Annotated in this window: 12 protein-coding genes and 4 pseudogenes; 13 read left to right on the top strand and 3 right to left on the bottom strand. The window is 53.1% G+C overall.

Annotated elements, in window-relative coordinates; translation table 11 throughout:
* From CAG31_RS28805 to CAG31_RS26790, 12 genes and pseudogenes are all read left to right on the top strand, one after another.
* On the top strand, window positions 1-694 hold a 694-nt coding region (locus CAG31_RS28805; RefSeq protein ID WP_256578079.1), incomplete at its 5' end, for an RHS repeat-associated core domain-containing protein.
* Complete coding sequence (locus tag CAG31_RS26835; RefSeq protein ID WP_085586762.1) at window positions 691-1,311, top strand: hypothetical protein; 621 nt, start codon at window positions 691-693, stop codon at window positions 1,309-1,311. The genes CAG31_RS28805 and CAG31_RS26835, both read left to right, overlap by 4 nt.
* Before the next feature lie 91 nt (window positions 1,312-1,402).
* Window positions 1,403-1,940, top strand: a pseudogene (locus tag CAG31_RS29135) (RHS repeat-associated core domain-containing protein); the annotation flags it as partial.
* 889 nt (window positions 1,941-2,829) lie between these two features.
* A pseudogene (locus tag CAG31_RS28800) lies at window positions 2,830-3,648 on the top strand (RHS repeat-associated core domain-containing protein); the annotation flags it as partial.
* A gap of 1 nt (window position 3,649) precedes the next feature.
* Window positions 3,650-4,012, top strand: a complete 363-nt coding sequence (locus tag CAG31_RS28340) for a hypothetical protein (protein WP_139831439.1) — start codon at window positions 3,650-3,652, stop codon at window positions 4,010-4,012.
* A 53-nt stretch (window positions 4,013-4,065) separates the two neighbouring features.
* Window positions 4,066-4,491, top strand: a pseudogene (locus CAG31_RS28610) (RHS repeat-associated core domain-containing protein); the annotation flags it as partial.
* 248 nt (window positions 4,492-4,739) lie between these two features.
* Window positions 4,740-5,054: a hypothetical protein gene (locus tag CAG31_RS28605; RefSeq protein ID WP_218189835.1), complete on the top strand. Its 315-nt coding sequence runs from the start codon at window positions 4,740-4,742 to the stop codon at window positions 5,052-5,054.
* On the top strand, window positions 5,051-5,521 hold the full coding sequence (locus CAG31_RS26810; protein WP_085586760.1) for a hypothetical protein: 471 nt from the start codon (window positions 5,051-5,053) through the stop codon (window positions 5,519-5,521). Before CAG31_RS28605 ends, CAG31_RS26810 begins: the two co-directional genes overlap by 4 nt.
* A 159-nt stretch (window positions 5,522-5,680) precedes the next feature.
* A complete protein-coding gene (locus CAG31_RS26805; protein WP_085586765.1) occupies window positions 5,681-5,902 on the top strand; it encodes a hypothetical protein in 222 nt (73 codons plus the stop codon).
* A gap of 215 nt (window positions 5,903-6,117) precedes the next feature.
* Entirely contained in the window at window positions 6,118-6,543 is a 426-nt protein-coding gene (locus CAG31_RS28540; protein ID WP_085586759.1) for a hypothetical protein, read from the top strand.
* A gap of 46 nt (window positions 6,544-6,589) precedes the next feature.
* Window positions 6,590-7,072, top strand: a pseudogene (locus CAG31_RS26795) (RHS repeat domain-containing protein); the annotation flags it as partial.
* Window positions 7,073-7,077: 5 nt separating this feature from the next.
* Entirely contained in the window at window positions 7,078-7,704 is a 627-nt protein-coding gene (locus tag CAG31_RS26790; RefSeq protein ID WP_256575597.1) for a hypothetical protein, read from the top strand.
* Window positions 7,705-7,760: 56 nt separating this feature from the next.
* Here the strand turns inward: CAG31_RS26790 and CAG31_RS26785 are convergent, their stop codons facing one another.
* Together CAG31_RS26785 and CAG31_RS26780 are read right to left on the bottom strand one after the other, a co-directional pair.
* Entirely contained in the window at window positions 7,761-8,735 is a 975-nt protein-coding gene (locus tag CAG31_RS26785) for a tetratricopeptide repeat protein (protein WP_085586758.1), read from the bottom strand.
* 52 nt (window positions 8,736-8,787) lie between these two features.
* Window positions 8,788-9,603, bottom strand: coding sequence for a VanW family protein (locus CAG31_RS26780; RefSeq protein ID WP_085586757.1), 816 nt, complete (start codon window positions 9,601-9,603; stop codon window positions 8,788-8,790).
* Window positions 9,604-9,834: 231 nt separating this feature from the next.
* On the opposite strand from CAG31_RS26780, the gene CAG31_RS26775 reads away from it, so the two are divergent.
* Window positions 9,835-10,656, top strand: a complete 822-nt coding sequence (locus tag CAG31_RS26775; protein WP_085586764.1) for a glycosyltransferase — start codon at window positions 9,835-9,837, stop codon at window positions 10,654-10,656.
* 330 nt (window positions 10,657-10,986) lie between these two features.
* On the opposite strand, the gene CAG31_RS26770 is transcribed toward CAG31_RS26775, so the two are convergent.
* Window positions 10,987-11,571, bottom strand: coding sequence for a hypothetical protein (locus CAG31_RS26770; protein WP_085586756.1), 585 nt, complete (start codon window positions 11,569-11,571; stop codon window positions 10,987-10,989).
* Window positions 11,572-11,745 lie beyond the last annotated feature (174 nt).

Genomic DNA, 11,745 nt, shown 5'->3' with positions numbered 1-11,745 from the left:
CATGTGGTCGGCCAAGTACCGCGCCTACGGCAACCTCGCCGCCCTCGACGTGGCCGAAATCGACAACCCGCTGCGCTTCCAGGGCCAGTACTTCGACGCGGAGACGGGCCTACACTACAACCGCCATCGCTACTACAATCCGGGGACTGGACGGTTTTTGACGCCGGATCCGATCAAGCTGGCGGGTGGGTTGAACAACTACCAATATGTAACCAACCCCACAGGCTGGGTGGATCCTCTGGGACTAAACCAATGTCCTGGGGCATCCCGCAAATTTTTAGACAAACCGGCAGATGCTGATGGATCACTCAACATTGGGGCAGGAACAAACCCAATTGAAGGCTACTACAACATTGATATTGACCCTAAAGCACCTGGTGTCCACGCTGGAGATGCAACCGACTTATCAGGCATAAAGTCTGGATCGCAAAGCCACATCAACATGGATAACCCATACGGATTTGATCCTTTAAACTCAGAAATATTAAGAGTACTGTCTGAAAATGGACAAATAACCATCACTGGCAGCGCATATGCAAATAAATACATAAAAAAATCCCTGAGAAACATCGAAGAGCTAGGACTTAAAATCGTCTCGCACACAAAAGTTGATCCAAAAGGGTTCAAAACTGTCAGCGGCGAACAAATAGGATCAAAAACACTCGATCAATTTGTAATCGAGAGGGCAAAATGATTTTTTCAATTGATATTACAGAAGCTTTTGGCGCGCTCGATTTCGACAACGCCGGTGGAATTGTATCCTACATAGACATCCTGCCAACCGAAAACTTAAGCAAACAACTGAGTCTTACCCTATCAAATTTCGTTCTCAATCTGATCGACGAGCCCGTTACAAATTCGATAAATAGGCAAGATCCAGATTTCACTAAGCACATGACCGAAGATGGTTTCCTTATAATAAACAATGCAATCATCAACTTCAAAGAAACAAAAGGATACGAAAAACTACTGCGACTATCAAATCAAGATCATGGATATCTGATTCACGAGCGCCATGGTCAAACATTCAACTCCGGAGATAGAATCTACGACATCGGAGGAAGATCCTGCTCGACCCCCGAGCTACTAATCAACTTCGCCATCATTTCACCAAAATCTATATCACTTGAGTTCGACTCATCGAGCCACACATATATAGAAAACTACACCAAACTCAATGAATCCCTTATAACAATAAATTCAAGAGCAAAACCAGCCCAACCACCACTCACTGGACTGTTCGACACATCATTCAGCAACGTACATACCCGCAGCAACTTCGAAGCAGGCTACCGAACCTATATAAAATAAATAGCGAAGATGGCGATGCCACTATGTGAAATTTTCACGTGAACACTTTCCCTCGTCCAACGAACAAGACGATGGCTCCCTGCAGGTCAACCCGGACGGGAGCACCGCCAGCTACAGGTACGACGCCTTCGGCCGCCGCATTGAGAAGACCGTCGACGGCCACACCACCGAGTTCCTCTGGCAAGGCGAACGCCTGATCGCCGAAAGCGCCGACAACCGCTACCGCAGCTACATCTACGAACCGGGCAGCTTCCGCCCGCTGGCGATGCTCGACGGCGAAGGCCCGCGCCGGGCCACGCCGTTCTACTACCAGCTCGACCACCTCGGCACCCCGCAGGAACTCACCGACTACAGCGGCGAGATCATGTGGTCGGCCAGATACCGCGCCTACGGCAACCTCGCCGCCCTCGACGTGGCCGAAATCGACAACCCGCTGCGCTTCCAGGGCCAGTACTTCGACGCGAAGACAGGCCTACACTACAACCGCCATCGCTACTACAATCCGGGGACTGGACGGTTCCTGACGCCGGATCCGATCAAGCTGGCGGGTGGGTTGAACAACTACCAGTACGTGCCTAACCCTACGGGGTGGGTGGATCCGTTGGGGTTGAATGGGTGTCCAGGTTCTGAAGACAAGAAACCCTCCAAGAATCCTTCCGAGAGTACAAGAGCCAATACGGGAGAGTCGACACCTCCAGATATTGAATGGTCAAGCCCAAGCGTCAAGAGAGCTTCTGCGCAACTTGATAGCGGGGCCAAAGATGTAACCGTTAACAGCCGTGCGGAGGCAGAGGAATTGTTCAGAGGAAAGTATGCAGGTCAAGGGTATAGAAATGCCGAAGCCTTCAACTCTGTAACTGCAAAAGACTACTTCCAAACGCCTCAAGGAAAAGAATCATATTACCATTGGGACGACACACCAGTCTCCGACATCGAGACTAGGAAAGTTTACATGGCAAACCATAGCCCGACAGACCCACACGCAGCTATGCCACACCTTCAACTACATCCAAAAGATGGAAAAGTCATTCGAATCTACTGGCCAAACCAATTTGAGGGTCAAAAATGAGTGCCGATCTTACGATCCCACGCGCCGTCTGGTTCGGACTAGAGGGGAAAGGCTATGACAATATCGCGCAAGAGCTTAAATCTGAAGACCCACTACTTAGAGTGTGGGCTTCCATATATGCAATCTACAAGTACGAAATAACAACACCGCACCAATACTACGACTTTATACACAACACAAAGGACTCACGCTTTGCGATCGTAGTTTTTACAATCCCCCAAAAAACCATTGAAACTAGCGACGGAATCGATGACAGAGACATTACGATAGTCAATATAGAAAAAGCAGATTCAGAAATCGAATTATATAAACACCTAGAGCACCTGAACATAAATCCCACCCTTTTCACACCACCATGGAAATGTGATTACCCGCTATAGCCCACGACATGAGTTACAAAGCCCGCTTCCTCAGAGGAGAGCTCAAATATTTTTTGGCTTAGTACCTAACCGGGCAGCTTCCGCCCGCTCGCGATGCTCGACGGCGAAGGCCCGCGCCGGGCCACGCCGTTCTACTACCAACTCGACCACCTCGGCACCCCGCAGGAGCTCACCGACTACAGCGGCGAGATCATGTGGTCGGCCAAATACCGCGCCTACGGCAACCTCGCCGCCCTCGACGTGGCCGAAATCGACAACCCGCTGCGCTTCCAGGGCCAGTACTTCGACGCGGAGACAGGCCTACACTACAACCGGCATCGCTACTACAATCCGGGGACTGGACGGTTCCTGACGCCGGATCCGATCAAGCTGGCGGGTGGGTTGAACAACTACCAGTACGTGCCTAACCCTACGGGGTGGGTGGATCCGTTGGGGTTGAGTAGCAACAACTGCCCTGGAAAGAAGATTGACACAAGTGATTATCAGACCCGAAAGGAATTAAGGTCTGATATCTACGACGCGAAACGTCCGGAAGGCCGCCATGCAACAAAACACACCAATGCTCAATCAGCAGAGCAAGCGCGGTCAATGAGCCTCGGCAAAGGAACTAAGGACGGAAAGCCTGAAGCATCTTACTTGCCAGACATTGCAAACAATGTGAGTGGTTTTGAAAAGCAAGCTGCATATGCTGCAGTACGTGATGGAAACGTTTTTGACCATGGCGGCTCGAGATATATGTTTTATCGCTCAGAAACCCCGGTTGGCTACAATAACGGCGAATTAACAAACTGGGTCAGAATTGAATTGACCAAGGCTGGCGAACCCGTTATACATAGCTTCCCTGCGTCTCCTGAACAGGTTCAAAAATACATGGGGAAAACAAAATAGCATGAGCAATAAATTAGAATACGAACTCCATCCACTTCGAGTCCCAAGCGGCTGGACAATCACAATCAATAATCTATTTGAAGTTGAGCTTACCCCTAGCACTGCCGAATGGTTTAGCAGCTCTGTCTTACTAGGTGGAGTCCGACGTTCAACTGGACATTGCTTCGACTCCCGAGTTGAACCTGAAGGTGATCCAAATGGGGAATTTGTAATCGACTTCCTGACAATCAAGTACGACAACAAAGGAAAGCCTCTAAAAAACTCTGAAGAATCTCTAGGGGAATTTAGAACAAAAAACAAAGCTGAATTCATCAGCAAAATTGAGTCCTTTATGTTAGATACTCAAACTGTAAATTTAAAATAAGCAATGGAGGTGAATTGGTTCTGAATACTTGAAGAAACAATCTGCCTCCATTTCGTTACCGCAGCTACATCTACGAATCGGGCACCTTCCGCCCGCTCGCGATGCTCGACGGCGAAGGCCCGCGCCGGGCCACGCCGTTCTACTACCAGCTCGACCACCTCGGCACCCAGCAGGAACTCACCGACTACAGCGGCGAGATCATGTGGTCGGCCAAGTACCGCGCCTACGGCAACCTCGCCGCCCTCGACGTGGCCGAAATCGACAACCCCCTGCGCTTCCAGGGCCAGTACTTCGACGCGGAGACAGGCCTACACTACAACCGCCATCGCTACTACAATCCGGGGACTGGACGGTTCCTGACGCCGGACCCGATCAAGCTGGCGGGTGGGTTGAATAACTCCCAGTACGTGCCTAACCCTACGGGATGGGTGGATCCACTAGGATTGGACAACTGCCCTGGAGCAGATTGTAAACCCCCGAACAATACCGCAAATGCGACCAAGCCTGATCGCATCCCGATGACGCAATCTAAATATGATGAGATTATTAATTTAGAACGAGGCAATCGGCCTGGGAGTGCGCGTGAGTACTTGCCGGAGCAGTATGTGGACCTTCACGAAGAGGCTTTTAGACAACAAGGTGGCTCATTTGTTGGTATTGATCAGTGGATTGAGCGATCCTCCTATCCGACGTTACCCCTAGAAAATTTGTAGGCCTACCGTCCGAAATGGACAGTGTAGTTGCAAAATACAAAGCAAGTGGTGGAGACTGGGAGGTTCTAAACCGAGAGCTAAATCTGGGTTCGAACGACCTCTCGTCAGCTAAAATTTATCTAGTAAAAATTAAACCTGATGACCCACGATTCAAATACGAAATACCTAACGGGAACGAAGCCGGTGCTTACCCTAAAGAATGGGTTCCTGGTGGCGAGACCAAGAGCGGCACCAAAGAGGCAGCGCTCATCGGCTCCGAGAAAATCGATCACGGTGCCGACATGAAGAAACTTTTAAGCCAATTTGATGATTGGGAACAACTCCAATGACAACCAATTTTGAAACAGCCTTAAATAAAAATGAGTTTCCCGATTATTTTAGAGGAAATGGCGAATACTTCACACGAGACCCTGACTGGGGAACCCAGTTGCATATAATAAATTGGCAGGAGCTATGTGGTTATTTTAAAACATTGGATAACTCGACAGAGATATTGAAGGGGGCGTTTAGCGTCTACTTAAACTCGGTTGAGCTTACTAAAAATGACGCTAATGATCTGTTTGAGAACATTGGATGCTACTATTACCTGCGAAATAAGCATCCTTTTTTGTCGAAGCATGGATTCGACCTTGTGCGAAATGCCGCTGATAGTGAAAAACAGAAAATCTCGCTCGTCATGGCATTCCTAAGAAAGACTGTCGTAACCGACAACAACCCACAAGACATAGAGCTTTATAATCGTCGTATGAGCAAACTCATTGACGACGGTGGCCCAGCCAACATCGATAATCTTTAATTTATCTTTGACGACGGAGCCCATCAGCTTATTCCGCATTGATGGGCGCGTCACCTCCCGTGAACAAGGTGCACGTGGTGCGCATTTGCTGAGCCTCCGAAACCAGTCAATCCGACTTCATCTACGTGCAGAATGTCACTTTTATCCGGAGAAATGGCTGTGCTAACCGAGCTGCAGGCCCGTACAGCGCTCAAAGAATTAATTGAGAAATATCTCAAGGACAAATCTCTCGACTTCGACCGCCTAATCGAAATTGTTCAGAATCCTTCGCGACAAGTACCGATCAAAGGGGTGTTGGAAGATATTCGCCGCCACAACAAAATTGAGTACACGCTAGAAGAGCTTCAACTGTTCGACAACCTTCTATATATGTATGGGTAATTTGCTTGCTACTAATAACCGGAGACCCAAAAAAGAAGACGCCATGAATACCCCCTAAGCTTGACGACAAGCCAATATCGCGGCATGAAATGCATAGTCAGAGACAGACCTCGCAGCAATGATCGCTTGATGCTCGATGGTGTGCTTTGGGTGCTCTGCTCAGGCGAGATATGCCTGAGCGAAACAATAACTTTACTACGACCAGGAACGACTCCATGAGATTCACCTCAGAAAACGAAACAGTTAATCAACATCACATTGGATACCGAAGCCTTGGCTTCGGCGAACCAACAGACCTAAAAACAAAACAATACGAACTAATTATCGAGCTTAACAAACTGCCAAGCAGCTTCATAGAACACGCCAACACATTCATCCAACAATGCAGGCTTGACGATACTGAACAAGGCTTCTCTGACATCCAGGAACTACAAACTTTGCAGTATCCCGAGTTTTACGAGCTAACGAAAAAATCTCCAACCCTATCCGCATCCTTAATAAAGGACTACCTTTACTTCGACCTGCTTTTTGCACTATTCCCGCAAACTGAAAACCTAAAGCTTGTGATAAGCAATATAACGAGCATCCAAGTAAGTGATACCAGATTAAAAATAACAGGCGAAACCTTTCCTTTCAAATAAACACCAACACTAAAAATTTTTACCAGCCATAGTAAAACCCACCACGCTCGACTACCGCCACCTGCCCGGCGGCCAGCTCAGCGGCATCGACCTCAACGGCTCGCGCCTGACCCGCCACCAGTTCAGCGCCGGCCGCGAACAGCAGCGCCAGCAAGGCCTGCTGCTCAGCCAATACCAGTACGATGAACAAGGGCGGCTGCAGGCCCACAGCGTCAGCCAGCGCGACAAGAACCTGTTCCAGCGCCGCTACGCCTACGACGCCAACGGCAACCTCGCCGGCATCGACGACAGCCGCAAGGGCAACCGCAGCTTCCACTACGACCCGCTCGACCGCCTCATCAGCGTGCGCGGCGCCACCCCGGAAAGCTTCGCCCACGACCCCGCCGGCAACCTCCTCGGCCAGAACGACCTGCCCGTCGCCAACCTGGCCAACGTCAAGGGCAACCGCCTGCTGATGCAGGGCGACCGCCACTACGACTACGACGCCCACGGCAACCTGATCCGCGAACGCCGCGGCGCCGGCCCTCGGCCCTGGTGAACGGCCATTACACCGTCAAATCCAGTGAGGAACCGGTGACCTGCAACGATTTGCCTGACACCGTGCTGACGGTTTTCCAGCCCAAAGGCGCCAACAAGTCGGACGCTGAACCACTGATCGCCTGGAGCAAGCAGTTGCCGCGCCTGCTGGCAATCCGGGCCGAAAGCGACGATCCCGAGACGCGCGCCGCTGCGCAGAAGATCGCAACGGTTGAGTATGTTTCCACCGACCCGGAAAAAGGCGCCTGGAGCGCCGCGCAACTGCCCTCCGATTTTCCCAAGGCAATGCTTCCGATGCTTCCGAAGCGCGCTCACTTGATCGGCGCCGGCGCACACGGTGAGTTCACCACACCGGGCATGGAAGGCACGCCGATGGACGGTGACTGGGATAAGATGGCTGGCCGGCCTCGGCATGAGTTTGAGGTGATTCTGCGCACCTATTCCGACTATGCCGATGTCCTGGACTTCTATAAGCAACAGGCCAAAGACGCGCAGATCAGCGGCAACGAGAGGAAAGCCTTGGTTGAAGGCTACATCGGCGGCGGCACTTACAAAGTCGAGATCCGCAATCGAAAAGAGGAAGGAACTGTCATTACCTTGTCTGCCTGGCAACAAGAAGTCTGATTTGAGTACCGCATGCAGGGGCGAGAACTACCTCACCCTTGCATGTCGGCTTGGCCTCAAAGGTTATCCAACGCCTCTTCAGCCCCCGGTGCCGAGCGCTCATACGCCTTCAGCATCCAGAACTTGGCCTTGGACTTGCTCTTAGGCAACCCACCCCGCCCTTGCGCGTACATGCTCCCCAATGCCAATTGCGCTTTGCCGAAGTTGGCATCGGCCAACTTGCGATAGAGCTTGGCTGCTTCACGCTCGTTGCGCTTCGTTCCGGTTCCTTGCTCAAGCATTCGCGCCATTTCGTATTGGGCGTACTCGTTTCCTTGTGCGGCAGACTTGCCGTACCACTCAAAGGCACCGGCTTCATCCTTTTCAATACCCCGTCCCGCGGCCATCACTTCGGCAAAGTCGAACTGTCCAGAGTCATTCCCTGTCTCGGCGTACTTGCGAAGCCACTTGGCAGCGACGACATCATCCTGAGGAACCTCCGTTCCGCTTTGGTAAATCGCCCCCAACAACATGTATGCCGAGGGGTATCCGCTCTCCGCTGCCTGGTGGTAATACGCCAGAGCCTTGTCCATATCCTTGAGGTTCTTTATCGATCGGCCGCCCCGATGGTAAATCTGCGCCAGATTGAATTGGGCTTTCGCATTGCCTTGCTCCGCAGCCTTGAGATACCAGACAACTGCTGCGTCCTCACCTTCCACACTCCAGTCCGAGCTCAATTCGCGGCCCAGTTCAACTTGTGCTTCCGCAATGCCTTGTTCGGCGGGTTTACGGAACCACTGTTCGGGCATTCCCGGCGACCACCGTTCGACGACTTCGCAAAGATCTTCCTGAATGGCTTTGCCGAACTCCAGTTGCGCATTCAGATCGCCCGTGACGGCTTGTTCATGCAAACGCTCCGAGTGAGGCAGGCATTCACCCTTTTTCATTGCGTCATAAAGTTCACGCGGTTCCTGCGCCCACAGGCTGGAAGAGACGAACAATGTGAAAAGCGCGGAGCCAGCCACACTGAAAGCTTTGAAACTACGGTTCATTGATACTCCCTGTACATCGGTCAAATTCCATCAAACAAAACAACAAATGCAGCTAACTCACCTCAAACACCTCCCCCTCCACCGAATACTTCACCACCACCCGATTCCGATAAAGCCTTTCCCTCTCCACCAACACCCCCACCTGCCCTTTCTCCCGCACTTCCCGCCAGATCTCGTTCTCACGAAACACCCGCCCCCCCTCGCGCACAAACCGGTGCCCACGCTCGAACACGTGATACCGGTATGCCCGCTCCCGGTCGCACAGCAACTCCCCTTCCAATTGCTGTTCCCCCACGTTCAGCTTCAGCTGAAAGTGCCGGTCCGTGGGGTTGTGCAGCACCAGGTCGATGTAGTTGTAGAAGATGGCGGCGCCGGAGCCGAAGGGCAGGATGCGGCCGTCGTCCGGGAAGGGGTCGAAGCTATGGTTGGCACGTTCAGTGACCACCAGGGGCGAATGGATGGCCATCCAGTGGATCAGGTTGCTGAGTTGGCAGATGCCGCCGCCGACGCCTTGGCGGGCTTCGCCGAAGGACAGTTCCATGCCTTCGACGTAGCCGCGCCGGCGGGTCGGGCGGCCGACCAGGCGGCAGAAGGAGAAGTGTTCGCCGGGGGCGATGACGATGCCGTCGATGGACGCGACCGCCAATCTCAGGTTGATGACTTTGTTGTGTTGCAGGGCCAGGTCCGAATCACCGAGTTTGCGGATCAGTTTCGAGGTGTGCTTGAGGTAGCGAAACGGCAGGCGTTCAGCGGTGCGCCGCTGCGCATAGCGGCAGCTGGAGCAGTGCCAGGCGATGTGGCGGAACAGCCGTTTTTGCCACACCCGCAGCCAGTAGAGGACGGGGTGGTAGAGGGACAGTGGTTTCATCCGTGACGCAACGGCGTGGGCCGTTTTCTTCCTTGAGTTGAAATGGGGCGGCGCATCTTAACGCACCGCCCTGCCCGGCCGCCAAACGCCGTAACATCTGCGGCGCCCGCCGGCGCCGCAAAATTAAGTTTGAACTAAGGTTGCCCCGCTACCTTGCGTTCCAGAAAGCGGCGCCCATGTACGAATCGGCCGTCGCCCACCCTGCCATTGCCTTTCAAATGGGTCGTCATGATGAGCGCGTTGGATTTGCCCGCCGGACAGCATTCGGATTTCAGCCTTGTACTGGTGAACTACAAGACCCCGGACATCACCCGGATGTGCCTGGAGCTTCTGCGCCAGCACGTCGTTGAACATCGGATTCCGGTGTGGGTGGTCGATAACGACTCCGCGGACGAAAGCCTCGATTACTTGCGTTCGCTCGACTGGATCAACTTGATCGAACGCCCTGCCGTGCCGTCTGAACCAGGCCATATCGCCCATGGCAAGGCACTTGATCTCGCCTTGGCGCAAGTGCAGACCGACTATCTGTTCCTGTTGCACACCGACACTTTTGTCTACGACCCCGCCATCTTCCCGTTGATGATGCGCGAGTGCAGCAAGTTGCCGGAGATGGCGGCAGTCGGTTGCGTCGAGCAGATCGACCGCGGTGCGCTCAGGGATGCGTGGCGTTTATCGTCGCGTTACTTCAAGCATTACTTCCGCCGGGCCAAACAACGCATCGGTTTGCCTTCCAGAGAACCCAAGCCCTACCGGGAAACGCACTTGAAGAGTTTCTGCACCTTGTGGAATGCGCGTTTGATCAAAGCCAACGCACTGCACTTCTCAATGGATGACCGGGTGCCCGGATATACCCTGCAAGACCGCATGGTCGGCTTGGGGTACGGAGTGAAGTTTCTGTCGCCGCGCACGGTCTTCCGCTATCTGGATCATATCCAGGCCGGTACGGTGGCGGCTTCGGGCCGCTACGGCGACGGCCACCGGCGCACCAGGATGTATCACAGCGCGCTCAGTCGGTTTGAGTTGCGACAAGGTTTGGAGACAGCCAAAAGTTGAGGTCAATAAAAAGGGCGACTGTTCAGTCGCCCTTTTTTGTATACAAAATTCCTGACGGTCAATGCCGGTCGAGGTGTTCGCCCAGTGTAATGGCCTGGCAATCCTTGCACCGGTAAAGAGCCCTGACACTGGGCGAACGGGAAGGATTTTAATGGAATTTGGCGGATATGTCGTGCTGATTGAACATGAATTTTATGTACGAAAAAGTTAACGGAGTTCAATCGTCGATATTTACCGGCAAACTTGCCTAACTCACCGGTTGGAACATTTTCATATGACTGTTCTCATACCATTACTTGTACAAGAACAGTCATCTTGTAGAGTCAATACTCAACTTTCATGTTCGGTGGTCACTTTTAATACATCGGTGTAAGTGACCACGACGCTTTGCCCGACTTTGAGGTTTTTAAGTTTGGCCCGGATCTCAGGCTTTTCGACACTGAGGGTTTTCGACTGGCCGGACGGGTTTTCCAGGGTGACCTGATTTTTCGCCAAATCAATTTTGGTGATTTTCAGTTCCACCTGCACCTGCCGGAACGCCTCGCCGCCGGGGTTGGGGGTGCCCGGGGCGTTGCGCAGTTCGCCGGTGCGCTCGGTGGCGCCAGGCAGACCTTTATCCACGTCGGTATCCAGATAAGCGGCGACGGAATGGGTGACTTCGAGCTTCACCTGATCGCCGACCTTGAGGTTGCCGAGGTTTTTCGCGTTGTCGCTGAGCTGGATGTGGACCTCGCGGCCTCGGGCGCCTTCCAGGACCACCTGATGCTTGGCCGCATCGACCGCCAGCACTTTGGTGGTGACCTGATCGTCTTCGACCGTGGCGGACAGCGGAATGTCGGCGGCGTGTACCGTCAGACCAGCGGTGGACAGGACGGCAGCGAGGGCCATGGCTTGGGTGAGTGCGCGGAGCTTCATAGGCGGTACGTTCCCTGTGATGGATGGCAGCGCCCGGCGTCGGGCGTGGGGTTGAGCATAGACGCTGTCCCTGCCGACGCCATCGCCAGCAGGCGGGCTCCCACAGGTTGCGGGGCGCTCACAGAGGTTGTGTTTAACTCGGACACTGTGGGCGTCGACTTGCCCGCTCTCACA

The sequence above is a fragment of the Pseudomonas sp. R25(2017) genome (genome assembly GCF_002112565.1).
Taxonomy (GTDB): domain Bacteria; phylum Pseudomonadota; class Gammaproteobacteria; order Pseudomonadales; family Pseudomonadaceae; genus Aquipseudomonas; species Aquipseudomonas ekonensis.
This window is presented reverse-complemented; position numbering and strand designations above follow the sequence as displayed.

Bases quoted from the DNA above. Each gene is read 5' to 3' on its own strand.
- CAG31_RS26810 (WP_085586760.1), top strand. From the start codon at position 5,051: ATGACAACCAATTTTGAAACAGCCTTAAATAAAAATGAGTTTCCCGAT.
- CAG31_RS26780 (WP_085586757.1), bottom strand. From the start codon at position 9,603: ATGAAACCACTGTCCCTCTACCACCCCGTCCTCTACTGGCTGCGGGTG.
- CAG31_RS26770 (WP_085586756.1), bottom strand. From the start codon at position 11,571: ATGAAGCTCCGCGCACTCACCCAAGCCATGGCCCTCGCTGCCGTCCTG.
- CAG31_RS26785 (WP_085586758.1), bottom strand. From the start codon at position 8,735: ATGAACCGTAGTTTCAAAGCTTTCAGTGTGGCTGGCTCCGCGCTTTTC.
- CAG31_RS26775 (WP_085586764.1), top strand. From the start codon at position 9,835: ATGAGCGCGTTGGATTTGCCCGCCGGACAGCATTCGGATTTCAGCCTT.
- CAG31_RS28340 (WP_139831439.1), top strand. From the start codon at position 3,650: ATGAGCAATAAATTAGAATACGAACTCCATCCACTTCGAGTCCCAAGC.
- CAG31_RS26835 (WP_085586762.1), top strand. From the start codon at position 691: ATGATTTTTTCAATTGATATTACAGAAGCTTTTGGCGCGCTCGATTTC.
- CAG31_RS28605 (WP_218189835.1), top strand. From the start codon at position 4,740: ATGGACAGTGTAGTTGCAAAATACAAAGCAAGTGGTGGAGACTGGGAG.
- CAG31_RS28540 (WP_085586759.1), top strand. From the start codon at position 6,118: ATGAGATTCACCTCAGAAAACGAAACAGTTAATCAACATCACATTGGA.